This is a genomic window from Actinomadura opuntiae, assembly GCF_030283205.1.
Classification (GTDB): Bacteria; Actinomycetota; Actinomycetes; order Streptosporangiales; family Streptosporangiaceae; genus Spirillospora.
On the sequence record NZ_JASNWF010000002.1, the window covers coordinates 520669 to 543959 of the forward strand.

The 23291-nt window shown below is 71.1% G+C and carries 20 protein-coding genes and 1 tRNA gene; 15 read left to right on the forward strand and 6 right to left on the reverse strand.

Annotated elements, in window-relative coordinates:
• The first annotated feature begins 21 nt into the window (after positions 1-21).
• Positions 22-97 (forward strand) — tRNA-Thr (locus QP089_RS05850).
• An 80-nt stretch (positions 98-177) separates the two neighbouring features.
• Positions 178-1359, forward strand: coding sequence for a hypothetical protein (locus QP089_RS05855; protein WP_285910270.1), 1182 nt, complete (start codon positions 178-180; stop codon positions 1357-1359).
• Positions 1360-1509: 150 nt separating this feature from the next.
• Here the strand turns inward: QP089_RS05855 and QP089_RS05860 are convergent, their stop codons facing one another.
• Both QP089_RS05860 and QP089_RS05865 read right to left on the reverse strand, forming a co-directional pair.
• Positions 1510-2820 carry an aspartyl protease family protein gene (locus tag QP089_RS05860; RefSeq protein WP_285910271.1) on the reverse strand — a complete coding sequence of 437 codons (1311 nt, stop codon included), beginning with the start codon at positions 2818-2820 and terminating at the stop codon, positions 1510-1512.
• 278 nt (positions 2821-3098) lie between these two features.
• Positions 3099-3482 (reverse strand): MarR family winged helix-turn-helix transcriptional regulator, encoded by a 384-nt coding sequence (locus QP089_RS05865; protein ID WP_353070551.1) that lies wholly within the window; start codon positions 3480-3482, stop codon positions 3099-3101.
• A gap of 75 nt (positions 3483-3557) precedes the next feature.
• Here QP089_RS05865 and QP089_RS05870 point away from each other — a divergent pair, with 75 nt between their 5' ends.
• The 5 genes from QP089_RS05870 to QP089_RS05890 all read left to right on the forward strand — a co-directional run bounded on the left by QP089_RS05870 (position 3558) and on the right by QP089_RS05890 (position 7790).
• A complete protein-coding gene (locus QP089_RS05870) occupies positions 3558-5036 on the forward strand; it encodes an MFS transporter (RefSeq protein WP_446474005.1) in 1479 nt (492 codons plus the stop codon).
• 138 nt (positions 5037-5174) lie between these two features.
• Positions 5175-5798, forward strand: coding sequence for a TetR/AcrR family transcriptional regulator (locus QP089_RS05875; protein ID WP_285910272.1), 624 nt, complete (start codon positions 5175-5177; stop codon positions 5796-5798).
• Between the two features lie 44 nt (positions 5799-5842).
• Positions 5843-6253, forward strand: a complete 411-nt coding sequence (locus tag QP089_RS05880; RefSeq protein WP_285910273.1) for a hypothetical protein — start codon at positions 5843-5845, stop codon at positions 6251-6253.
• Between the two features lie 80 nt (positions 6254-6333).
• Complete coding sequence (locus tag QP089_RS05885; protein WP_285910274.1) at positions 6334-6855, forward strand: SRPBCC family protein; 522 nt, start codon at positions 6334-6336, stop codon at positions 6853-6855.
• Complete coding sequence (locus QP089_RS05890; RefSeq protein WP_285910275.1) at positions 6852-7790, forward strand: NAD-dependent epimerase/dehydratase family protein; 939 nt, start codon at positions 6852-6854, stop codon at positions 7788-7790. Before QP089_RS05885 ends, QP089_RS05890 begins: the two co-directional genes overlap by 4 nt.
• A gap of 34 nt (positions 7791-7824) precedes the next feature.
• Here the strand turns inward: QP089_RS05890 and QP089_RS05895 are convergent, their stop codons facing one another.
• Positions 7825-8418, reverse strand: coding sequence for a TetR/AcrR family transcriptional regulator (locus QP089_RS05895; protein ID WP_285910276.1), 594 nt, complete (start codon positions 8416-8418; stop codon positions 7825-7827).
• A gap of 99 nt (positions 8419-8517) precedes the next feature.
• On the opposite strand from QP089_RS05895, the gene QP089_RS05900 reads away from it, so the two are divergent.
• Together QP089_RS05900 and QP089_RS05905 are read left to right on the forward strand one after the other, a co-directional pair.
• Positions 8518-9414, forward strand: a complete 897-nt coding sequence (locus tag QP089_RS05900; RefSeq protein WP_285910277.1) for an alpha/beta fold hydrolase — start codon at positions 8518-8520, stop codon at positions 9412-9414.
• Positions 9411-10364, forward strand: a complete 954-nt coding sequence (locus tag QP089_RS05905) for an alpha/beta fold hydrolase (protein WP_285910278.1) — start codon at positions 9411-9413, stop codon at positions 10362-10364. Before QP089_RS05900 ends, QP089_RS05905 begins: the two co-directional genes overlap by 4 nt.
• A 746-nt stretch (positions 10365-11110) precedes the next feature.
• Here the strand turns inward: QP089_RS05905 and QP089_RS05910 are convergent.
• Together QP089_RS05910 and QP089_RS05915 are read right to left on the reverse strand one after the other, a co-directional pair.
• Complete coding sequence (locus QP089_RS05910; protein ID WP_285910279.1) at positions 11111-13642, reverse strand: VIT domain-containing protein; 2532 nt, start codon at positions 13640-13642, stop codon at positions 11111-11113.
• On the reverse strand, positions 13639-14496 hold the full coding sequence (locus tag QP089_RS05915; RefSeq protein ID WP_285910280.1) for a helix-turn-helix domain-containing protein: 858 nt from the start codon (positions 14494-14496) through the stop codon (positions 13639-13641). The genes QP089_RS05910 and QP089_RS05915 overlap by 4 nt, the downstream gene beginning before the upstream one ends.
• 236 nt (positions 14497-14732) lie before the next feature.
• Between QP089_RS05915 and QP089_RS05920 the strand changes: the two genes are divergently transcribed.
• Positions 14733-16535, forward strand: a complete 1803-nt coding sequence (locus QP089_RS05920) for a sigma-70 family RNA polymerase sigma factor (protein ID WP_285910281.1) — start codon at positions 14733-14735, stop codon at positions 16533-16535.
• Positions 16536-16694: 159 nt separating this feature from the next.
• Positions 16695-17939, forward strand: a complete 1245-nt coding sequence (locus QP089_RS05925) for an NlpC/P60 family protein (protein ID WP_285910282.1) — start codon at positions 16695-16697, stop codon at positions 17937-17939.
• Between the two features lie 205 nt (positions 17940-18144).
• On the opposite strand, the gene QP089_RS05930 is transcribed toward QP089_RS05925, so the two are convergent.
• Positions 18145-18636, reverse strand: coding sequence for an inorganic diphosphatase (locus QP089_RS05930; protein WP_285910283.1), 492 nt, complete (start codon positions 18634-18636; stop codon positions 18145-18147).
• Between the two features lie 218 nt (positions 18637-18854).
• Between QP089_RS05930 and dacB the strand changes: the two genes are divergently transcribed.
• The 4 genes from dacB (at position 18855) to hpt (ending at position 23149) form a co-directional block, all read left to right on the forward strand.
• A complete protein-coding gene (gene dacB, locus QP089_RS05935) occupies positions 18855-20165 on the forward strand; it encodes a D-alanyl-D-alanine carboxypeptidase/D-alanyl-D-alanine endopeptidase (RefSeq protein WP_285910284.1) in 1311 nt (436 codons plus the stop codon).
• Positions 20166-20281: 116 nt separating this feature from the next.
• Positions 20282-21394, forward strand: a complete 1113-nt coding sequence (locus tag QP089_RS05940; protein WP_285910363.1) for an Rv3626c family coenzyme F420 biosynthesis-associated protein — start codon at positions 20282-20284, stop codon at positions 21392-21394.
• Positions 21395-21482: 88 nt separating this feature from the next.
• A complete protein-coding gene (gene tilS / locus QP089_RS05945) occupies positions 21483-22490 on the forward strand; it encodes a tRNA lysidine(34) synthetase TilS (RefSeq protein ID WP_285910285.1) in 1008 nt (335 codons plus the stop codon).
• Between the two features lie 95 nt (positions 22491-22585).
• A complete protein-coding gene (gene hpt, locus QP089_RS05950) occupies positions 22586-23149 on the forward strand; it encodes a hypoxanthine phosphoribosyltransferase (protein WP_285910286.1) in 564 nt (187 codons plus the stop codon).
• The last annotated feature ends 142 nt before the right edge of the window (positions 23150-23291 follow it).

Genomic DNA, 23291 nt, shown 5'->3' on the forward strand with positions numbered 1-23291 from the left:
GCAGCCGTGTCCGCACGGCGCGCCGCCTTAGCTCAGTCGGCAGAGCGATTCACTCGTAATGAATAGGTCGTCGGTTCGATTCCGACAGGCGGCTCCAGCTCAAAGGCCCCTTGCGATCACCGCAAGGGGCCTTTTGCTCGCGGGCCGGCTATCGGACGCTGCGATGGGACGTACCGCATGAGCCTGCGTGACGAGATCGAGAACGTACTGCGCGCGTGGAACGCCTACGAGATCGCCCGCGGCGGATCGCCCATCATCGATTTCGACTGCGACCCCGGCGGCCCGGAACCCGAGCCTGCGCCCGATCGGCTCACCGTCTACCGCCGGCTCGCAGAACTGCGCCCCACCGCCACCGGCCCCCTGGCGTCCCGTCTTGACGCCGATCTGGCGTACCTGGGTGCCCTGCTCGGTGAGCACCCGCCGTTCGCCGACTACGTCCGCAAGACGCAAGGGTGCGGGACGGCGGGTTGGCCGGAGGAGTACATCGCCGACCGCGCCGACCAGGCCCGCGCCCCACTCGCCGATCTCGGCATCACCTGGGGCGCCCACACCAACACCGAGTTGCGCCAGGCCGAAGGGCTCTTGAACGTCAGCGAAGCCCCCGACGCCATCCGTCAGGCCGCCGAGGAGCTGGAGCCCGCTGTACGCGAAGCCACCGGCAGCACCGCCTCCTACTCGCTCACGATCGAGACGGCCGAGGTGGACGCCTACTGGGCGTATTGGCTGGACGGTGCGGGCGACCAGGTCCGGCTACGGCTCAACCTGCCCAACGTCGAGTTCACCCAGACCGGGGCCCGCCAGTTCGCCCTGCACGAGGTACTCGGCCACGGCCTCCAAAGCGCCAGCCTCACCGCCCGCGCCGCCGCCGAAGACGTCCCCTGGGTCCGTCTGCTCAGCATCCACGCCCCGCAACAGGTCATGCTCGAAGGACTCGCCCAGGCATGGCCGCTATTTCTCCTGCGCGAGGACAAGGTTCTGATCACTCGCGTGAAGCTCGCCCACTACACGCAACTCGTCCTCGCCCAGGTCCACCGCGCCATCAACGACGGCACACCCGCTATCGAGTGCGCCGACTATCTGCGCGCCACCGTCCCTTGGATGACCGACAAGACCATTACGGGCTATCTCGCAGACCGGGGGACGAGCCCCGAGCACCGCTCCTACATGTGGGCCTACCCGGCCGGACTCGATTGGTTCGCCGCTCTCGCCGATGCCGACACCGACGTGTCCCGCAAAGTGCTTCAGGCCGCATACCGAGCCCCACTCACCCCGACCGACCTCGCCGAACTCTGGCCGGCCGGACCGGCTATCGGCGGCCCCGGAGGCCCTCTTCGTCTACGGAAGCCTCCAGTTCTCTGAAGTCCTGCGTTGCGCGGTCGGCCGGACGACGGGCGTGCGGCCTTTTCGGCCCGTTCCGTCACCACGGCCGACCGCGGGTCCCCTGCCGGCGTGAAGCGTCACCCCGGCGGCTTTAGGTAGCTCCCCATTTGACGCCCGTGCCGGCAGTGATCAGGTGGCCTCGCCGCGGGCGATGTAGAGGTTCATGTTGGTGAAGTCGAGGGTGATGTTGTAGGGCTTCCAGAAGCAGTGGGCGAACCAGCCGATCGTGTCGAACCCCGACCCGTAAGGCCAGGGCACGTTGACCGGCATGTTCGGGTCCGTTTCGCAATAGACGTCGTTGGCGACGGCGTCGCCGAGGCGGATCTCCTTGGGGTAGCAGGGGTAGGTGGTGGTGGCGTGGCTGTGGGCAGCCGTTTCGATCGGACGGTCGTAATCGGTGCGGACGCCCAACCGCTTGGCCGTCTCCCCGGCCATGCCCGCGACCATTTCGCCGATTCCGCCGAAGTTCACGCCCATCACCCGTAGGCCGGAACCGGCGATGCTGCCCGTGCTTTGGAGGTCGTGGTCACGGGACAGCCACAGCGGCAGCGGCTTGGTGCCCGCCTGGGCGGCGGCGCGCACCCGGCTGGCCGTTTCGGGGGTCGGGCGGCGCAGGATCAACGACCGGCCCGCGTAATCGAAGGTGGTCAGCAGGTGGTAGAAGACCCACGTCCCGATCAGGCCGTCGTTGTCAGTGTCGACGTCTTCGCCTGTCTCCGTCGACGACCAACCCACGGGGACGTTGCGCAGTTCGATGCCGCCCAGCTTGAGAGAGTCCAGCACCCCGTAGTACACCCATATGGCGGTGCCTTCGAAGTCGCTCTTTTCCTTGTATACGGGGCTCACCCCGGCTTCCTTGGCCGCCGACGAGGTCAGGCTCAGATTCGGCGCGCCGGTGTAGAACATCAGGCGCTTCGGCGGTCCGCCGTTGACCGAGGCCTCTACCACCGGGGACGGGTCCATCCGCTGCCACGGCACACGGCCGATGTCGCCGTAGATCTGGTACGGCTTGCCGCGGACGGCCGCGAACCAATTGGCGTAGCCTTCCTCGCCGGCAGCTCGCCAGCATGGTACGGAGAGGGAGAACTTGTCCTGCCGGATGTAGCAGTCGCCCAGCAGCGCGTTGGTCTGCTTGTCCTCGGGCGCCAACTTGAGCGCCATCGTGAGGAACTTCTCCGCGTCGGGGAACTTGTTGCCCAGTAGCCCGATGTAGCCGCGCTGGCGAGCCGCGTTCAGGTTCGTGGGGTCCTTTTTCAGGATCTCCTCATACGCGCGGCCGGCCTGCTCGAACTTCCCGGCCTTGAACAACGCGTCCGCGTCACTGCCGTCGGCGTGCGCCGTAGCGGCCTTTCCCAGCAGTGGTGTGGTCGCGGCGGCACCGGCCACCACGGCTGCGCCCCGCAGTAGCGAACGCCGGTCCCATTTCCCGTCATCAGCCACGGCCCTCTCCTCTTCGGCGATCACCTTCCGGAACCGGGGCGCCAAGCCCTCGGCACGGACCGCTGTGGTCCATGCCTCCCACCGAAGACCGAAGAGTGTTGCCGTGGCGTATGCGCTTTTCGATACGCCCGCGATACACCCAGTCCCAGGCGTCAAGGAAGCGGTCCAAGCACCGAGCGCTACCGACTACCGCGATGAGGAACTGGTCGCCGAGGACCCGATCCCGTCGACGGCGTCACCGAGATGGAGGTGGCACGGCGCGCGGTGGCGCCTGCGCGTCAGGAGACGGGGACGGGGAGGTGCCTGGCGAGGACCTCGATGTGGGTCCGGTGCGCCTCGGCGTGCCGCCTGCGGCCGGCCTCGGTGACCTCGACGAAGACGCCGCGCCGGTCGGACTCGCACAGGCCGCGCTGGACCAGGCCGTTCTTCTCCAGCCGGGCGACCGTCCGGGACAGGGCGCTCTGGCTGAGGTACATGGCCGCGGCGATCTCCTGCATGCGGCGCTTCTCGCAGTCGGCCTCGACGAGCCTGTCGAGCGTCTCGAACTCGCTCATGCTCAGGCCGTGGGCCTCCTGCAGTGCACGGTCGAGATCGCAGGCGACCGTGTTGTAGCAGGTCGCGAGCGTCCGCCACCGGCCCACCAGGGCCGCTTCCGACTCCATGCCGCGCATCCTAGCATGCATGCGCATCAGATGCACCAGCATTAAATTCGGCCGAAATTTATGCTTGCACATTGAATGCATGTGCATGTAACGTCCTCCGACGTGACTATCACCGACACCTCACCTGCCTCTGCCGTCCACCGGCCGGCCGCCGCGAGCGCGCCGGCCGAACAGGCCTGGACTCCCCGGCTGTGGGGAGTCCTCGCGGTCCTGTGCGCCGTGCTGTTCCTCGACGGCCTCGACGTGTCCATGGTCGGCGTCGCGCTCCCGTCGATCGGGACCGAGCTCGGCCTGTCCACCACCTCGCTGCAGTGGATCGTGAACGGCTACGTGCTCGGCTACGGCAGCCTCCTGCTGCTCGGCGGGCGCACCGCCGACCTCCTCGGCCGCCGCCGGGTCTTCCTCACCGCGCTGGCCGTGTTCGCCATCGCGTCGCTGGTGGGCGGCCTGGTCAGCGACGGGACGCTGCTCGTCGTCACCCGCTTCGTCAAGGGCCTGGCCGCCGCGTTCACCGCGCCGACCGCCCTGTCCATCCTGACCACCAGCTTCGCCGAGGGCCGCGCGCGCAACCGGGCGCTGTCGGTCTTCTCGGTCTTCGGCGCGAGCGGCTACTCCTCCGGGCTGATCCTCGGCGGGCTGCTCACCAGCTTCGGCTGGCGCTGGACGTTCCTGACCCCCGTCCCGCTCGCCCTCGTCGCCCTGGTCGCGGGCATCGCCCTGATCCCGCGGGACAAGCCCGCGGCCGACGGCGGCCACGACCTCGTCGGCGCCGTCACGCTGACCGGCGGCATGCTCCTCGCGGTCTACACCGTCGTCTCGGCGCCGGACCGCGGCTGGCTCGACCCGGTCACGCTCGGCTCCATCGCGCTCGCCGCCGCGCTGCTGATCGGCTTCGTCGTCACCGAGAACAAGGTGCGGCACCCGCTGATCAGGCTCGGCATCCTGAAGATCGGCTCGATCGTCCGCGCCAACCTCAGCATCGTCGCGCTCTTCGGCTCCTACCTGAGCTTCCAGTTCATGATGACCCTCTACCTGCAGGACGTCCTGCACTGGTCGCCGCTCAGGATGGCCATGGCGCTGCTGCCCGCCGGGCTGATCGTCGCCTTCGGCTCCCCGTTCGTCGGCCGGCTGATCGACCGCTACGGGACGCCGCGGCTGATCATCAGCTCCATGACCTCGCTGAGCCTCGGCTACGTGTGGTTCCTGGCCACCGCCGGGAACACCCCGGGCTACGCCTTCACGATCCTGCCGACGATGCTCCTGCTGGGCGGCGGCTTCGCGTTCGGCTTCAGCTCGATCATGGCCCAGGCCACCGACGGCATCGACGACTCCGAGCAGGGCCTGGCCTCCGGGCTGGTCCAGACGTCCGGCCAGGTCGGCGCCGCCCTGGTGCTCGCCGTGGTGACCGCGCTGGTCGCCGGCGGGACCGGTGCGGGCGGCGGCGACTTCGCCGAGTTCCACCCGGGCGTCAACCTGGTGAGCGGCGTCGCCGTGGTGGGGCTGGTGCTGAACCTGATCCCGCTGCTCCGCGTCACCCGCGGCAAGCACGCCTGACCCCTGCTGTCGCCGGACCACAGGGCGGCCTCCCGACCGGGAGGCCGCCCTTTCCGCTTCCTGCCGGCCCGCGCACGGTGGCCATCGCCGCACCGTCCGCGCCGACGCAGAAGGGCGGCTGTGGTTAGCTCTGCAAGCGTGAGTGACTCGCAGGTGCCTGCTCAGCCATCGGATCTGAGTACCTACGCGCGCATCCGGAACGCCGCGTTGCAGGGGTTCGCCGACAAGGGCGTCGCCGCGACGTCGATCCGCGACGTCGCCGCCGCGGCCGGGCTGTCCCCGGGCCTGGTGCAGCACCATTTCGGCACCAAGGCGCGGCTGCGCGAAGCGGTCAACGAGTACGTGATCGCGGTCGCCGTCGAGACCTTCCGCGACCTCGCCCGGGACGGTGACGGTGACGGCGAGACGGCGTGGGGCGCGATGGGCGACGTCGTGACGGCGTGGGTCCGCGACAACGCGGTCGCGCTGCGGTACCTGGCGCGGGCGCTCGCCGAGGGGGACGAGGAGGCGGCCAAGATCTTCGACGCGCTGATCGAGATCGCGCGCACCGGCTGGCTCGCGCCGCTCGACCGCGACGGACGGCTGCGCGCCGACGCCGACCGGGACTGGGCCGCGCTCCACGTGGTGGTGTTCAACCTGGCCTGCGTGTTCTTCGAGCCGGCGATCAGCCGGCATCTTCCCGGGCCGTTCTTCGGCCCCGAGCAGCTGCACCGGTGGAACACCGCGACGACCGAGCTGTACCGCCGGGCCCTGTCCACCTGACCGATACGGTTGTATCGGACAAAATACAGTCGTATCGTGGCCGCATGACATGGTTCGTGCGGTTCTGGAAGAACGGGGACGATGCGGCGGACGGTGGCCGGGTGCACGTCAGCATGAACGACTACCTGGTGCACCGGTTCCGCGACGTCCCCCGCGTGGCGAGGGCCGGAATGAGGTTCCGCCACGCCTGGCCCGACACGGAGGGCGCGCTCGGATTGTGGCTCGCCACGACCGGTGATGGGCGGCGGCAGATCTCCGTCTCGGTCTGGCGCGATTCGGCTGATCTGCAGCGTTTCGTCCGATCGCCGGGGCATCGGCGGGTGGTGCGCGACTTCCGCGACTCCGGAACGCTCATCAACACCATGTGGACGGCCGAGCGACTCGACCGCCGGCTGATCTGGCGCCAGGCCGAGGAGCGCCTCACGGGGTTGCTGGCCGACGTCCCCCACCACTAGACGGCTTCCGTGCGGCCGCCGGGCGGCGTCACCATCGCGCTGCTGGCCGCCCGGCCCACCTCAAGGGATTGGCGGACACCATGAGAACCCACGGCCCACCCGACGAGCGAAGTATCACCGGACGTGATGGCGCGTCCGTCGTTGTGGAGCAGAGCATCGCCGCTTCGCCCGAGGCGTTGTATGCGCTGGTCAGCGAGGTGTCCCAGATGGGGCGATGGAGTCCGGAGACGACCGGCTGCCGATGGATCGCCCCGGCGACCGGCCCGGCCGTCGGCGCCCGCTTCAGGGGGACGAACCGGCGTGGCCTGCGCCGCTGGTCCACGACCTGCACGGTCACCGCCGCCGAACCCGGCCGGCGGTTCGAGTTCGAGGTCCGCATCGGCGGACGGCCCGTCGCGCGCTGGCGCTACACCTTCCAGGGCGACGGCGACGGATGCCGGGTCGCCGAGCGGTGGACCGACCTGCGTCCGGCATGGGCGAAGCCGCTGTCGCGGTTGGTCTCGGGCGTATCGGACCGTGCCCGGCACAACCGCCGGACCATGCAGGCGACCCTCGCGGCGCTGGCGTCGACCGCCGAGACGTCCGCGGCGAGGCGACCATGACCACGGTGCTGGTCCTGGGCGGCTACGGCGCGGTCGGCCGCCACCTCGTCGCGCGGTTGTGGCAGGACGGGCATGTCGCGCTGACGGCCGGCCGGGACGCCGCCCGCGCCGACCGGCCGATCGATCTCGCTCAACCCGACCTGCGTTCCTATCTGTCCGCGCTGGTCGGAATCGATGTCGTGGTCAACGCCTCGGGAAAGGAGGATCCGCGGCTGGCGGAGCTCGCGACGGCGCAAGGGGCCGCGTTCGTCGACATCACGGCCACCACCTCCTACGTCACCGCGCTGGAACGGCTCGATCCGCCACGACCGGTGCTCCTCAGCGTCGGGCTTGCTCCCGGCCTGACCAACCTGCTCGCCGCCGCCGTCCACCGCGCCGCCCCCGGCCCGATCGATGTGGCCGTCCTGCTCGGCGCCGGCGAACGCCACGGCCCGGCGGCCACCGAGTGGACGTACCGGCTGCTCGGCAGGCGCTTCCACCACGACGGCGCCGCGGTCCGCAACTTCGCCGGGTCGCGGCGGTTCGACCTGCCCGGCCACGGCCGCAGGCGGCTCTATCGCCTGGACTTCTCCGACCAGCACACCCTCACCCGCGACCTGGGCGTCCGGACGCGCACCTACTTCGGCCTCGACTCACGGTCCGCGACCGCGGCCCTGGCGGCCCTGACCTGGGTGCCCGGCGGCTCGCACGCGCCCCGCGGCCTGCGCGTCCCGGGCGGCGACCATTGGCTCGTCCTGGCCCGCGGCCACGACGGCACCACGCGATGGGCCCGCGGACGCGACCAGTCCCGCGGCACGGCGATCATCGCGGCCGCCGCCGTCGGCCTCGTGACCGGGCTGCCGCCCGGAACGCACCACCTTCACAACGGCCTCGACCTCCGCGACCTCCCCACAGGCCAGGGCATCGAACTCGACACGCCACTGCCAGCACGGTGAGGACCCGCCCTTGCTCTCCGGCGACGCGGGAGGTTCAGCGGCGGAGACCGTCCAAGAGGGCGAGGACGGCGGGCTCGGCCTCGGCGCGGGCGGCTTCGGCGTCGTCGGCGGCGGCGATGAGCAGCCCGGCCTCGCCCAGCCCGGCGAGGACCACGTGGGCGAGCGCCCGGAGCGGGACGTCGTCGCGCAGCATCCCGGCCGCCCGGCCTAGTTCCAGACCCGCGATCACCACGCCGAGGGCGTACCGCTCGTCGATCTCCCGCCACTCGGCCCAGCCGAGCACCGACGGCGCCTCGACCAGGCCGATGCGGGCCCGGTCCGCTTCGACGCAGGACCGCAGGTAGGTCCGCACCCCCGCCTCGAGGGCGGCCATCGGGTCGGCGCCGCCCAGACCGTCCATCTCCGCGGAGATCTCCGCGATCAGCTCCTGCTGGAGCTGCTCGTAGACGGCCCGGAACAGGTCCTTCTTGTCCTTGAAGTGGTGGTACATGGCGCCCCGCGAGCTGCCGGCCCGGCCGACGATCTCCGGGGTGCCGACCGCCGCGTAGCCGCGCTCGGCGAACAGCGCGCGCGCCGCCGCGATCAGGTGGGCGCGGGTCGCTTCGGACTTCTCGGCCTGCCGGCTCATCGCTCGCCTCTCCATGGGTGCACTGGCCGCCTGTTTAAAACAGGCAGCCTGTTTGTTATTGTGGCTCTCATACGCATTCTCTCGACAAGGGGCGTGGAGATGAGCGACGTACAGGCCGCCACCCGGGCGCGGTGGCGCGACGCGGACCTGGGCACGCGGCGCGAGATCGACGTGCCGGGCGGACGGATCGCGGTGTTCGAGGCGGGCGAGGGCGAACCGGTGGTGTTCGTCCACGGCGTGCTGGCCAACGCCAACCTCTGGCGCCGCGTCGTGGCGCGGCTGTCGGACCGCTACCGCTGTGTGACGCTGGACCTGCCGTTCGGCGCGCACACCGTGCCGATGCCCGGCGCCGACCTCACCCCGCCGGCCTTGGCAGCCATGGTCGCCGGCGCGATCGAGTTCCTGGACGTCGGGCCGGTCACGCTGGTCGGCAACGACAGCGGCGGCGCCGTCTGCCAGCTCGTCGCTACCACCCGACCCGAACTGGTCGGTCGGCTCGTGCTCACCTCCTGCGACGCCTACGACAACTTCCCGCCGAGGTTCTTCGGCTACCTCAAGCTCGCGACGCGCATCCCCGGCGGGATCGGGGCGCTGCTGGCCACCCTGCGGTTCCTCCCGGCGCTGCGCCGGCTGCCGATCGCCTTCGGATGGCTGGCCCGCCGCCCCCTGCCGCGCGCGGTGACCGACTCCTACGTCCTGCCCGCCTGGGCGGACCGCGGCGTCCGCGACGACCTCCTCCGGGTGCTGCGCGGCCTGGACGCGCGGCACACCCTCGCCGCTGCGAAACGCTTCGGGTCCTTCACCTCGCCGGTGCTCGTCGCCTGGTCCGAGCGGGACCGCTTCTTCCCCGCCGCCCATGCCGAACGGCTGGCCACCGACTTCCCCGACGCCCGGCTCGAATGGATCCCCGGAGCGCGCACCTTCTCTCCCGAGGACCAGCCCACCCGCCTGGCGTCCGCGATCGCCGGGTTCGTCCCGCTGCGGGCCACCCGATGAGCGACCGGCCCCTTCCCGAGCTGGACGGCGTCGAGCACCAGTTCATCGACGTGGACGGCCTGCGCATGCACGTCGCCCTGGCCGGACGGGGCGAACCGCTGGTCCTGCTGCACGGCTGGCCCCAGCACTGGTGGCAGTGGCGGCACCTCATCGGACTGCTCGCCGAGCACCACCGGGTCATCTGCCCGGACCTGCGCGGCCTCGGCTGGACCGCCGCGCCGCCGGACGGCTACGGCCCCGCCGCCATGGCCGACGACGTGATCGGGCTGCTCGACCGGCTCGGCGTGCGGGCCTTCGACCTGATCGGGCATGACTGGGGCGGAGCCGCCGGATACGTCCTCGCGCTCCGGTTTCCCGACCGTGTCAGGCACTTCATCGCGATCAACACCGCGAGCCCCTTCCTGCGGCCGACGCCGCGAGTCCTGCTGAACGGGCGCCGGTTGTGGCACATCGTCGCCAACGCCGCGAGCCCCCGCCTGGCGGGCTCGGTGATACCGCGCTGGGCGCTGCGCCACTGGCCACACCACCCCGCCGCGCTGACGCCCGACGACCGGAAGATCTTCCTGGCCCAATTCCGGGAGCCTGCACGGGTGCGTGCCACCGTCCGCTACTACCGGAACCTGCTGCTGCGGGAGATCCCGCTGCTGCTGGCGGGCCGATACCGCTGGGCACGGCTGACCGTCCCCACCCTCGTGCTCTCGGGCGACCGGGACCCACTCCTACCCGCCGGCCAGATGTCCGGCTTCGGCCGTCACGCCACCGACCTGCGCGTCGAACTCCTCGAAGACGTCGGGCACTTCCCAGCCGCCGAGAGCCCCACCGAGCTCGCACAACGAGCCCTGAAATTCCTAGCAGTCAACCCCTCACACACCCACCCCCCTCCAACAACCGACGCTGCCCCACCAATAACAAATCCGTCCTACAACCGTTGGACGCAGCCCACCGGATAAAAGCGCCCCCCGCGGCCCGAACAGACAGCGACGCCCAAGGCCACTCCGCCCCGCGCCCGCCCATTGACTGCGACCGACCAGACCCCAGCAAAGGCCACTCCTGCCCGCGCTTTCGCCGATGGGCAAGCCACGCGAGCATCTAAGGACGACGCCGATGCCGCCCGCAGACTGCGGCCTGTCCGAGCATTGAAGGAGGGCGCGGCCTGTGTCCTCGGCGGCCGGGCGGGTGCCAGGAACGCTGAGACCGGCGTATTCGCCGTCCGCCTGAAGCTTTCGGACGAGGCATGCGAAGACGCTGAGGTCCATGTCCACGGCGACCTGGAAAATTGACGGGCGCCTGAGGACTGGCCGGGCAGCGTCGGTTCTCGGACAGCGCTATTCCGGCGTTTGCCAGAGTTCGTTCCAACACACACGACCATGCCCAGCGGCCCCCGGCCCCTGACCAACACCGCGGGTGGCTTGTGCCTTCGCCGACCAGGCGGCTACGCGCGCGTCCAGGGGCGCTGTGACCTGTGCTTGGGCCTGCGCGAAGGCTTAGGCCTGGGCGCGTGCGTGGGGCTGGGCCTGTGCCAACCGCTGGATGCGGTCGGCTGGAGTACGGACGTTGCGGCCTGTGTTCTCGCTGGGCGGGTGGACGAGTGATCGGGTGGGCGTTTGGTGTACGGGCTGCAGGACTCAGGGTCGGCGTCCAGGTCGGGTGGGTGGGAGGTGGGGTGGGGGCAGGCCTGTGGTCTGCCCCCACCGGGTCAGGGGTTGCGTTTCCAGAAGGGGCGGCGGGTCGGGGGGTTGGCGGGCTTGCCGACGAGCTCGCCGAGGGTTTGCAGTGTGCGGGTCCAGATGTCGTCGACCTCGTGCTTCGGGCTCTGGGGGGTGACGCGGAGCAGGGCGCGGCGGAGCGACTCCAGCGTGCGAAGGTGCTCGGTGCCGGGGGCGAAGTGGGCTTGCATGCGTTCGACGATGGACGTCAGCGCCGGGAGCACCTCCTGCCGTAGCCGGTCGATGCGGTGACCGGTGTCGTCCGGCACTCCGCGCAGCGACTCGAGCAGGCGTGCCAGTTCCTCCTTGTAGGGGTCGAGGTCTGGCGTCGGGGGCTGTCCTGGCGAGCCGTGGCCCGTGGGGGCGCCGTACTCGGGAGGGGCGGCCCTGTCTGCGGGAGGCGAGGAGTCGCGGAGGAAGTCGGGTACGTCGCAGTCGTCGTGATCGTCGAAGACGGCCGGGCGCTGGCGGCTTGCCTGGGGGGAGACACGCGGGGCGGGCGGGCTGCCGGCGGCGGGGAGCCTGCTCCGAGGAGCGCTGCCAGGGGCGGCCGGCATGGCCGGAGCCGGCGGCGCGAAGGTGGGCGGGGGAGGGCCGCCCGCAGGTGGGAGGGGCGGCGGGGCCATGAGTGGGCTCGCGGCCCCGTACGCCACCGCGGGCGCCGCCCAGCCGTCCGGTGTCTCCACGGGCTGGACGACCTGGTGCGGTGTGCCGGACTCGGAGACGACCCGGCTGTCCACGGCGACGAAGGCGGTGAAGCGGCACAGGACGCCGAACCGCAGCGATGTGCTGACGATGCGGTGTTCGAGGTCCGGAGGGCCGCCGATGGTGTAGCGGTCCTCGAGGTCACGCAGGTGGGCGCGCGCCCAGATCGATGTGGCGGCCGGGTTGCGGGTGACCGTTCCGGTCGCCTGCTGCCGCCAGACCGTCCCGTCGGAGGCTGTGCCCTGGACGGTCACCGACCCCTGGGGCGCACCCCGGAAGCGGCCCGCGACCACGAGCGGTACTCCGGGAAACAGTGCGCCGATGCGGGCGGGGGCCACTGAATCGGGGACGATCTCCAGCCCGTCGGCGTGCAGGGTGAGGCCGGAGGCGACGGGCGCGCCGATGCGGTGGTGGATCTGCTCCATGGCCTCGTCGAGGCGGTCCTCGGACTCGACCAGTTCACAGCGGCCCTCGCCGATCGCGGCCAGCCGGTTGAGGAAGCCCGCGTTCACCGCGCGGTCGATGCCGACGGTGTGGACGCGCACGCCGCGCAGCCGGGGCGCCAACTGGGCGAGGATCTGGTCCTCGTTGCCGACCTGCCCATCGGTGATGAGGACGAGCACGCGATCACGGCCCGGGTCCGCGAGCAGGGTGCAGGCCTCCTGGAGCGGGGTGAGCATCTCGGTGCCGCCGCGGGCGCCCAGCGCGGCCAGGTGCTCGACCGCGCGGAACCGGTTGCGGTCCGTGCCCGGCACGAGGCCCGAGTCCAGTTCGCGGGGGCGCTCGATGACAGTGTCGAAGGACAGGACGGCGAAGCGGTCCTCGACGCGGAGGGTGTCGACGATGCGTGCTGCGGCGCGCCGGGCGGCGACCATCTTCCAGCCGTGCATGCTGCCCGAGCGGTCGAGGACGAGCACCACGTCGCGGGGGCGCGGCCGGATGTCCCCGGAGGGAAGGACGGTCAGGCTGAAGGTCCCCTCGTCACCGGTGTCGTCCGGAACCAGCGAAAGGGCCGCGCTTTCCCGTGGGGCGAATCCCAGCCGCAGGACGAAGTCGCGGTCGAGGCGTTCGCCGGGCCGGAGCCGGATCGTGGTGCGCTCGTCCCCGCCGTCCTCCGTGACCACGTGCAGCGCCGAGCGGATCTCGGTGAGCGGTAGCCCGGACGGGTCGATGTCGACGGTGATCGCCAGCCGCACCGGGTTGGGGAACCCCGGCAGCAGCACGGGCGGGCTGATCCGGGACGCGTCCGGGACCGCGTCGGTGTCCTCGGCGACCCCGGCGCCTGCGGCCTCCTCGCCCAGCGGGGCTCCCGGGATGTAGCGGGGCGCGACCACGAGCGGGAACCGGAACGTGGCGGTCGAGGACGATTCGTGCGGCAGCGGCTGGGTGAGCGCCAACCGGACGGTCACGCGCTCGCCCGGCTGGATGTTGCCCACCTGCATGGTGAACACGTCCGGGCGGTCCTCTTCGGCGATGGCGGCGCGCTTGCCGGCCGCTATGGCGGTGCTGTAATCCTCGCGCGCCTGGCCGCGTTCCTTGAGCGTTCCTTCGATGACCCGGTCGTCCGCCTCCATGCGCAGCGCGGTCACCGCGGCGCGGTCGGGCAGCGGGAAGACGTAGGTCGCCTCCAGCGGCACGTCGAACGGGTTGCGGAACCCCTGGACGACCTCGACGGCGGCGGCGAGCCCGGCGATCGAGGCGTGCACATCGACGGAGTCGAGCGGCAGGTTGCCGCGGTCGGTGGTCAGTGCGCCGAGCCCGCCGCCGGGGGCCGGGGGCGTCTCTGGCTCGGGCAGCGGCAGTATGCGGACGGTCATTGCGGCCTCCGGGGAGGGTCTGCGGGCGGGCGGACGGGGCCTGCGGGGGAGGCGATGAGCCCTCGTGCGGCCAGGACGTCGAGCAACGGCCGGGCGGCGGACTCGATGGCGTGGAGGTCTTCCGCGTCGAGCGCGCCGACCTCCAGCAGCAGGGTGAGGCCGGGGGCGAGGCGCACGCCCTGCACCACCGGTGGGACGGACCCGGAGTAGCCGTCGGCCACGGCGGCGCGGCCGAACGACACATCGGGACGGGCGCTCCAGAAGCGTTCCCTGGACCGCGCGTCACCGTCCGCCCGGTCCTGAGCGGCGCCGGACGATCCAGCGCGCGCGGCTTCCGCGCTTGCGCCCTTGTCGGTCGTGCTAGCGGTGTCAGGTGTACCGGCGGTGCTGGCCTTGCCGACGGTGTCGGTCGTGCTCTCGGTGTCGAAAGGACCTTGCCCGGAGGCGGGCTCCGGCGGAGGGGCGGCTGCCGCGGGAATCGAGGCCGCGGGCGGAGTCGTACCAGGCGGCGGCACGGTGGCTTCCGGGTCCGTCGCCTCGGGCGGGAGGGCGGCGATCCGTTCCAGCATGGCGTTGGTCGCGGCGGCGAGCTCGAGTTGGATCTCGGCGATCGAGCGCCCGGCCGCCTGCCGCCGTTTGATCGCGACGAGCTGGAGGAGGTGGCGCGGGCCGTACAGCGCGGTGCGGCCTCGCCTGCCGGCGGGCGGGTCGATCAGGCCGATGGTGGTGTACCAGCGGATCAGCCGCTCGTTGGGCAGGTCGCGCACCCGGCCGTTGACCTGCGCGGATTGGCCCGCGGCCAGGGCCGCGACGGCGCGTTCCGCCAGCTCGCCGATCGTCCAGGTACCGTCCATGGCTCGATGTTGACACTGTCACGATGACACTGTCAAATTCGCCCGACCAACCCCGGGCTGCGACCCTCGGCCGCGTCCGGACGGGACGCCAGAAGATCGGACGAACCATCTCCAAAACCGCTAATAGCAACACTAGGGAAAAGCGTCCAAAAAAGCGGAAGAATTGAGTTCGGTCATCGGGTTCGATCTCTTGAAATTGCCAGTAAAGACCTTCGGGAGGCTTTACCTTTTCCGGTATGAACGACCATCTCCTGGTCGAGGCGCTGCGCGAGCGCGTCGCCGGCGCCCCGGCCGACATGTACGCGGCCTATGCCGACCGGCTCTACGCCTACTGCTGGTTCCAGCTGCAGGACCGGGACGCCGCGCAGGTCGCGCTGAGGGACACGTTCGTCGTCGCCGAGGCGCACATCGACAAGCTGCGCGATCCCGACCGGTTCGGCCCATGGCTGTACGCCATCGCCCGGCAGGAGTGCACCCGGCGGTCGCCGGCCGGGCAACGCCCGCCCGATCTGCCGGTGGCCAGCCACGACCAGGAGGACGTCGATCAGAGGATCACGGCATGGGAGGCCGTGGCGGCGCTGTCGGCCGTCTCCAGGGAGATTCTCGAACTGCGGGTGCGCCACCAGATGTCGATCCCCGACCTGGCCGCGATCCTGGACGTCCCGGTCAAGGAGGCCGAAGCGGCCCTGGAACGCGCGCACACCGAGCTGGAGGCGGCGCTGACGGCCGACATCCTGGCCAAACAGGGGCCGTACGGCTGCGCGGAGCGTGCCCGGCTGCTGCGCCAGCGGCAAGGCGGCCTTACGGCGGACCTGAGCGAACAGCTCATGGAGCATGCCCACGAGTGCGCCACTTGCGGCGCGTTCCGGCCGCGAAGCGTGTCGGCGGCCAAGGTGTACGGGCTTCTCCCGGACGCGGACCCGCCCGCAGAGTTGCAACTGCGGGTGATGAACTGCTTCATGGACCCCGAGCTCGTCGGCTACCGGCTGTTCGTCGCCACGCGCGTCACCGAGTTCACGCCGGCGGGCTTCCCCGTGCAGCCGGGGCAACCGGCGGGCGCCTTGCGAGCGCCCCGTCCAAGGAGGCGGCTCTCACCGCGAAGGCGGCCGCGGGGCGAACGCGGCGTGTTACCGCCGGACGGCATGACCGCGCAGGCGGCCCGCGCCTTCGCCGTGCTCGTCATCGTGGCGGTCCTTTTCGGCGGCGGGATCGCCATTGTGCGCGGGCTGTTCGGTACGTCCGAGGGTGCGGGCTCGGCAGGCACTGTTGCGAGGCCTCATCCGAGCCTGCTCCCCGGCCTCTCGCGGAAACCGGTACCGGACGGCCATTCTGCGGGTGATGGCCGAAATGGCGTCGTGGACGTCGCACCCGTGTCCGCCACATTTCCATTGGGGGCGTTGGGTTCTTCCGCACCGCCTACGGCCCTGTATGCGTCGCCTCCAGTGCCGGTGTCCAGTGGTCCGCTTCCTACGCCGGACGATCCGTCGGCGGCTCTCGTGGTCTCCCCGCAATACCTCGACTTGGCCGGAGGTGCGGACGGCTCCGTGGAGCTGCAGGCGGTGGGCGGCCCAGTGTCATGGAAGGCAGGAACTTGGGGCGCGCTGCGTCTGAGCCGGTCCTCCGGACGTCTCGAGGCCGGACAGAGCGTGACCATAGCCGTGCACGTCTCCCGCCGATCACGCTCGCGCGGGGAGGGCGGCATCACATTCCAGCCCGGAGGCGTCGAGGTGTGCGTCACCTGGCGCGCCGACGCACCAGGCACGCCAGGTGGAGGCACCGATCCCACTCCGCCGCCGACAGGGCCCGGTACAGGCACACCGTCCACGCCACCGGAAACCGGCCGACCCGGCGATCCGTCCACGTCGCCTGGCACGGGTCCGGCTTCGTCGTCAGAGCCGACGCACTCGGACCCGCCCACGACGTCCGACCCACCGCCCGCGGGCGGCGAGCCGGATCCGCCGTCGTCCTCTGCCCCGCCCGCCTCGTCCTCGGCGCCCGGCTCGCCGAGCGCCACAAGCGGGAACGCGACGCCCGCGTGAGGCACGTTCCGATTGTTGCCCGTCTCAACTACTCTTCGTAGGTGATCGTTTGCGCTAAGTAAAACACGCCGGGGGGAGGACGTGTTCATGGGACCGAGCGCCACAGAACCGCGCCGTCGCGGAACCACTTCCTCCGCCAAGAACGCGACCCTCCGGCTGATGACGTTCTCCGCCGGAGTGGCGGTCGCCGTCAACTGGCTGGTACCGCCGGCGTACGCCCGTCCCGTGCAGCGCGCAACGGGCAAGCCGATCCCGAGTGCGCACGACGTCGAGAAGAGCAGGCAGCTGGCGAAGGATCGCGCAGCCGACGTCGGACGGACCAAGGCCGAACTCGCCCAGGCCGATGGAGAGCTGGACCGGCTGAACGCGGCGGCCGAGGCGGCGGTGGAACGCTACAACGGGGAGCGGGTCAAGCTGGAACGGTCCCAGCAGGCCTACCAGGGCACCCGGCAGCGGCTGGCCGAGGCGACCCGCAAGGTCGGGGAGGCGCAGGACCAGCTGGCGGCGTTCGCCGCGCGCGTCTACCAGAACGCCACCGGCTACGACCAGGTCTCCTCCGCGATCTCCGGCCGGGGCGGGCCGCAGGGCTTCATGGACCGGGCCGGCATGGTCGAGGTGCTGGCCGGTCAGCGGACCGCGATGGTGCGCCGCGTCGAGGCGTCCAAGACCGTCGCGGACGTCTTCCGGCGGCAGGCCCAGACCTCGCTCCAGGAGCAGGCGGCGGCGACCAGGGACGCAGACCAGTCCAAGCGGCTCGCTCAGACGGCGGTCGCCGAGCAGCAGGCGTCCATCCAGCGCATCACCGACCGCAAGCGTGCGCTGGAAAAGAGGCTAGGCGACGCTCGTGCGCGCGCGGCCCGGCTCGCGCGTGCGCGTGAACGCGCCCTCGAGGCACGGGCGGCCAGCAAGGCGAGGGCAGCCGGCAAGGAAAGGGCGGCCGGCGAGGCGCGTACGGTCGGCAAGGTACGCGCGGGCCTCGAAACGGCGAACGTCGTCAGACGCGGCGCGATGGTCGCCGAAGCGGCGCTCGAATGGCTCGGCACCCCGTACTCCTGGGGCGGGGGCACCGCCGCGGGTCCGAGCCTGGGCGTCGACCAAGGAGCGGGCATCCTCGGCTTCGACTGCTCGGGCCTGGCCATGTACGCGTGGGGTAAGGCGGGCATACGGCTCGACCACTGGACGGGCACCCAGTGGACATCGGGACCGCACGTTCCCATCGACAGGCTACGCCCGGGCGACCTGGTGTTCTTCGCCACCAACACCTCGGACCCGGGCACCATCCACCACGTGGGCGTCTACATCGGCAACGGCCGGATGGTGGAGGCGCCCTACACGGGCGCGCGCGTACGCATCTCCAGCATCCACCGGAGCGACCTGATCGGGGCGACCCGCCCAGCGGGCTGACCACGGCGCCGCGACGCACGCACCGGCGATCGTCCGGTCGCTTCAGCGTCTACAGCCACGCCGTGCGGAAGCGAGAACCCTTCCGCACGGTCTTTCGTGCGGAAGGGTTCTGCGCGCGACCTGACGCGGGTACGGCGGGGAGCGGAGCAGCGCCGTTCCGCGGCATCCGGGCCCGGCTCACCGGCCGGGGCGTACCTGACGCGGGTCAGTGACCGCCCTGATCGGCCTGGCGCTTGCGGGACCGCTCGATCTCGGCCTCGGCCTCGACCCGCCCCACCCAGCTGGCGCCCTCGACGGACTTGCCGGGCTCCAGGTCCTTGTAGACCTCGAAGAAGTGCTGGATCTCCAGCCGGTCGAACTCGGCGACGTGGTGGATGTCGCGCAGGTGCTCCATGCGCGGGTCCGTCGCCGGGACGCACAGGACCTTGTCGTCACCACCGGCCTCGTCGGTCATCCGGAACATCCCGACCGCGCGGCAGCGGATCAGGCACCCGGGGAACGTCGGCTCCTGGAGCAGCACCAGCGCGTCCAGGGGGTCGCCGTCCTCGCCCAGCGTGTTCTCGATGAACCCGTAGTCGGCGGGGTACTGCGTCGAGGTGAAGAGCATGCGGTCGAGCCGGATGCGGCCGGTCTCGTGGTCCACCTCGTACTTGTTCCGCTGGCCCTTCGGGATCTCAATGGTGACGTCGAAATCCAAGATGTCCTCCGCTCCCTGCGCGGTCGCAGTGCATAGTCTTTCGGGGGTCTGTGCGGGCGAGGCCGGCCCTCACAGGGGTGAGTTCCCTTATATAAGGATGTCGCACGTTGGTGAGTGCTGAGTGGGAGAGGGGCGGTCACGTGCGTGTGCGCGGCCGTTCCCTCGCCGTGGTGTCGCTGTCCCTCCTTAACGTTTTCGCCGTCGCCGCGGGGGTGGCAGTGGCGAAACTCACACCCGAGCGGCACCTGTCCCCCCAGCCGCCCAGCGTCGCGGCGCGCGACCTCGTGCGGGCCTCGGCCGAGATCCCGGCCGCCGACCCCGCCGGCGGGCGGGTGCCGAACGCGCAGGCCCTGGCCGGCCGGCTGTCCGCGGTCATCGGCGGCCCCCAGGCGAAGATCAACGCCGTGGTCGTCGACGCGGAGACCGGCCGTCCGCTGTTCGAGCAACGCGCCGACCAGCCCGCCACACCGGCCTCCACGACGAAGCTGGCGACGACCGCGGCCGCGCTCGCCACGGTGGGTCCCTCGCATCGGATCACCACGCAGGTGGTGCGTGGCACCGGCGGCGGGATCGTACTGGTCGGAGGCGGGGATCCTACCCTGACGGCCCTTCCCGCGCGCCCGGACGCGGGCCACCCGCCCTACGCGTCGCTGCTCGACCTCGCCAAGCAGACCGCCACGGCGCTCAAGGCCTCCGGTGTGACGCGCGTACGCGTGGACTACGACGCGTCGGCGTACCAGGGACCGCGTACCGCTGCGGGTTGGAAACCCAACTACCTACCGGAGGGGGAGCTGGCGCCGGTCACGGCCCTAACGGTGGACGAGGGACGCGTCTCTCCCGCCGATCCGTCTAAGCGCGCCCGTGTCTCGGACCCGCCGTCCACAGCCGCGGCCATCTTCGCGCGCCTACTCACCAAGGACGGTGTGGCGGCCAAGGCCGGCCAGAGGGCCGTCGCGCAGAAGGGCGCCGCGCGCCTGGGCGCGGTGCAGTCCCCGCCGCTGTCCGCCCTGATCGAGCATCTGCTGACCGAGAGCGACAACGACGTCGCTGAGGCGGTGGCCAGGCAGGTGGCCATCAAACTGGGGCGTCCGGCGACCTTCGCGGACGCGGCGCAGGCGGTGCGGCAGACCCTCGCGAAGCTCGGCGTCACGCAGGGCGTGTCGGTCAACGACGGCAGCGGCCTGTCGCCGCGGAACCGCATCACGCCGCTCGCGCTGGCCCGCATCATCGCGCTCGCATCGGATCCGGCGCACCCGCAGCTGCGTTCGGTCATCACCGGCCTGCCCATCGCCGGGTTCTCGGGCACCCTGAAGCCGCCGCGCTACACCGTCTCGGCGAGCCAGGGCGGCGCCGGCGTCGTGCGCGCGAAGACGGGCACGCTGGCCGGCGTCAGCACGCTGGCCGGGCTGACCTACGACGCCGACGGGCGGCTGCTGACGTTCGCCTTCATGGCGGGGGACGGGAAGGGCCCGGTGGATCCGGGCAAGCTCGACCAGCTCGCGGCGGCCGTCGCCACCTGTGGCTGCTGATCGGAGTGTGGGCGGGGCCGTACGGGAGATAACCAGAACGGTTGTTCGTTGAACGATCGTGCAGGGGCGCTCCGGCGCCGTGTCCGAAAAGTACGGTGGAGCACATGAGCGCCTCAATGATCGACTGGAACGTGGCGGTCCAGGCGGGGACCCGCCTGGTGCGGCCGGGACCGCAGGTCAGCCACCAGGAGGCCCGCGAGGTGGTGGCGGAGCTGCGGGAGCTGTCCACGCACGCGCACGGGCACGTGCGGGACTTCACCGGCATGGCCTCCGAGCTCGATCCGGACCCGGCGACGGTCGTGGACAGGCCCGGATGGATCCGGGCGAATGTGGACGGCTTCCGGGTCGTGCTGGAACCGCTCATGGAGCAGATGTCCGAACGGCGCGGCCCCGGCCCGTGGGGCAGCGCCGGCAACGTGGTGGTGCAGGCGGTCGGTTCGCGTGTGACAGGCATGCAGGTGGGCGCGATCCTGGCCTACATGGCCAGCCGTGTCCTCGGGCAGTACGAGCTGTTCCTGCCGCCGGACCCGTCAGGGCGGGCCCCGACGGGACGGCTCACTCTGGTGGCGCCCAACATCGTCCATGTTGAGCAGGAACTCGGCGTTCACACACGCGATTTCCGGCTGTGGGTGTGCCTGCATGAGGAGACGCACCGCGCACAGTTCACCGGGGTTTCGTGGCTGCGCGAGTACGTACAGGACCAGATGACCCAGTTCCTGCTGGCGTCCGATCTGGACCCGGGCGTGATGCTGGACCGCATCCGCGACGCTGCGGAGGCTGTGGCGGACGCGGTGCGCGGCGGGGACTCCAACCTCATCGACGCGATCCAGACCCCCGAGCAGCGCAAGATCCTCGATCGGCTGACCGCCGTGATGACCCTGGTCGAGGGGCACGGCGACTACGTGATGGACGCGGTCGGCCCGGAGGTCGTGCCTTCGGTGGAGCAGATCCGCGCGCGCTTCCAGGGACGCCGGGACGGCGGCTCCAAGCTGGACAAGACGATCCGGCGCCTGCTGGGCATCGACCTCAAGATGAAGCAGTACGCGGAGGGCTCCCGGTTCGTCCGGCGGGTCGTCGCGGAGGCGGGCATGAGCGGGTTCAACCAGGTGTGGCAGTCCCCGGAAACGCTGCCCACGCACGAGGAGATCAAGGAGCCCGCCCGCTGGATGGACCGGGTCATCGGCCCGCGCGCCATCGACGTGGCGCCGCCGGAGGCCAGCGAGGCGTGACGTCGCACACAGCGTGCAGGCGTACGGCAGGTGTATGAGGCGGACGCCGCTTCCGTCGTGTCGTGCCGTCCGGTGATAGACGTTTCCCATGGGGCCTGATCCGGCGGTAGCGGCGGTGCGGCTGGCGGTGCGGCGCGTACTGGCCGATCTGCCCGCCGGAGACATGGTGTTAGCCGCCTGTAGCGGCGGCGCGGATTCGCTGGCATTGGCCGGAGCCCTGGCCTTCGAGGCGCCCAGGGCGGGCCTTCAGGCGGGCGGAATCACCATCGACCACGGGTTGCAGGACGGTTCGGGCGCGCGCGCGGACGCGGTCGTGCGCACGCTGGCCGACCTCGGTCTGGACCCGGCCGGCTCGATCGCCGTCACCGTGGACGGCGACGGAGGGATGGAGAACGCGGCCCGCAACGCCCGCTACGCGGCCCTGGACGAGGCCGCCGATCGCCTGGGCGCGGCAGCGGTCCTCCTCGGCCACACCCGGGACGACCAGGCCGAGACGGTGCTGCTGGGGCTGGCGCGTGGTTCCGGAGCTCGTTCCTTAGCGGGAATGCCTCCGGCCCTAAGACGCCCCTACGCCCGTGGAGAGGTCCTGTACCTCCGCCCCTTGCTGGAATTGGACCGAATAACCATGCGAAGGGCCTGCCTGGCGATGGGCCTGGAGCCCTGGGACGACCCTCACAACGACGACCCCGCCTACACGCGCGTGCGCGTGCGGCACCAGGCTCTGCCCGTCCTGGAGGAGACGATCGGGCCGGGTGTGGCCGAGGCGCTGGCGCGCACAGCCCGGATGCTGCGCGATGACGCCGACGCACTGGACGAACTGGCCGCGCGCGCTTACGACGAACTCCGATCCGCCGAGGACGGCTACAGCGTCGCACTCCGCGCCGACGGGCTCGAAGAACTGCCCAGAGCCGTCCGTACACGCGTCTTGCGGATGGCCGCGGTCAAAGCCGGCAGCCCACCGGGTACGCTCGCGGCCGTCCACGTCGATGCAATGGATCGGCTGGTCACGGCCTGGCACGGCCAGCGGCACGTCGATCTGCCCGGGGGCCTTCGAGCGTTCCGGCGGTATGGGAGGCTGCTGTTCGGCCCGGTTTGACGTCGCGTCGTGTGCGACTCGTCACATGTCGTGTCCGTCGCGCAAGGCGTCCGTCCCGCGCGGGCGGGCGAAGTCACAACGATGAGGGTGGGGTTGTGGACGAGAAGGACCTGGGCAACGACCTGGCGAAGGTGCTGATCCCCGAGGCCGACCTGCAGGCCAAGGTGCGCGAGCTCGCCGCGCAGGTCGACGCGGACTACGCGGGCAGGGAGCTGCTCCTCGTCGGCGTCCTCAAGGGCGCCGTCATGATCATGGCGGACCTGGCGCGGGCGCTGCACTCGCCGGCCTCCATGGACTGGATGGCCGTCTCGTCCTACGGATCGGGCACCAAGTCGTCCGGCGTGGTCCGCATCCTCAAGGACCTGGACACCGACATCCTCGACCGCCACGTGCTCATCGTGGAGGACATCGTCGACTCGGGCCTGACGCTGTCGTGGCTGGTCAGCAACCTGCGCTCGCGCGGGCCCGCGTCCCTGGAGATCTGCGCGCTGCTGCGCAAGCCCGAGGCGGTGAGGGCCGACGTCGACGTGAAGTACATCGGCTTCGACATCCCCAACGAGTTCGTCATCGGGTACGGGCTCGACTACGCCGAGAAGTACCGGAACCTTCCGTTCGTCGGGACGCTGGCGCCGCACGTCTATGGTGGCGACGGTGCCTGAGGCCGCCCCCGCGCGCGCCCTGCCAGGACCCCCCAGGGAACAAGGGGCCGTGACGGATCGTTGCAAAGGTCGTTGACGGGTATATGGAGAGGATCAGGAGATCGGCGCTGGCTGCGTCTCCTGTGCCCTGCGGTGTACCGTC

Bases quoted from the DNA above. Each gene is read 5' to 3' on its own strand.
- QP089_RS05855 (WP_285910270.1), top strand. From the start codon at position 178: ATGAGCCTGCGTGACGAGATCGAGAACGTACTGCGCGCGTGGAACGCC.
- QP089_RS05865 (WP_353070551.1), bottom strand. From the start codon at position 3,482: ATGGAGTCGGAAGCGGCCCTGGTGGGCCGGTGGCGGACGCTCGCGACC.
- QP089_RS05870 (WP_446474005.1), top strand. From the start codon at position 3,558: ATGCATGTGCATGTAACGTCCTCCGACGTGACTATCACCGACACCTCA.
- QP089_RS05880 (WP_285910273.1), top strand. From the start codon at position 5,843: ATGACATGGTTCGTGCGGTTCTGGAAGAACGGGGACGATGCGGCGGAC.
- QP089_RS05885 (WP_285910274.1), top strand. From the start codon at position 6,334: ATGAGAACCCACGGCCCACCCGACGAGCGAAGTATCACCGGACGTGAT.
- QP089_RS05890 (WP_285910275.1), top strand. From the start codon at position 6,852: ATGACCACGGTGCTGGTCCTGGGCGGCTACGGCGCGGTCGGCCGCCAC.
- QP089_RS05895 (WP_285910276.1), bottom strand. From the start codon at position 8,418: ATGAGCCGGCAGGCCGAGAAGTCCGAAGCGACCCGCGCCCACCTGATC.
- QP089_RS05900 (WP_285910277.1), top strand. From the start codon at position 8,518: ATGAGCGACGTACAGGCCGCCACCCGGGCGCGGTGGCGCGACGCGGAC.
- QP089_RS05905 (WP_285910278.1), top strand. From the start codon at position 9,411: ATGAGCGACCGGCCCCTTCCCGAGCTGGACGGCGTCGAGCACCAGTTC.
- QP089_RS05910 (WP_285910279.1), bottom strand. From the start codon at position 13,642: ATGACCGTCCGCATACTGCCGCTGCCCGAGCCAGAGACGCCCCCGGCC.
- QP089_RS05915 (WP_285910280.1), bottom strand. From the start codon at position 14,496: ATGGACGGTACCTGGACGATCGGCGAGCTGGCGGAACGCGCCGTCGCG.
- QP089_RS05920 (WP_285910281.1), top strand. From the start codon at position 14,733: ATGAACGACCATCTCCTGGTCGAGGCGCTGCGCGAGCGCGTCGCCGGC.
- QP089_RS05925 (WP_285910282.1), top strand. From the start codon at position 16,695: ATGACGTTCTCCGCCGGAGTGGCGGTCGCCGTCAACTGGCTGGTACCG.
- QP089_RS05940 (WP_285910363.1), top strand. From the start codon at position 20,282: ATGATCGACTGGAACGTGGCGGTCCAGGCGGGGACCCGCCTGGTGCGG.
- tilS (WP_285910285.1), top strand. From the start codon at position 21,483: ATGGGGCCTGATCCGGCGGTAGCGGCGGTGCGGCTGGCGGTGCGGCGC.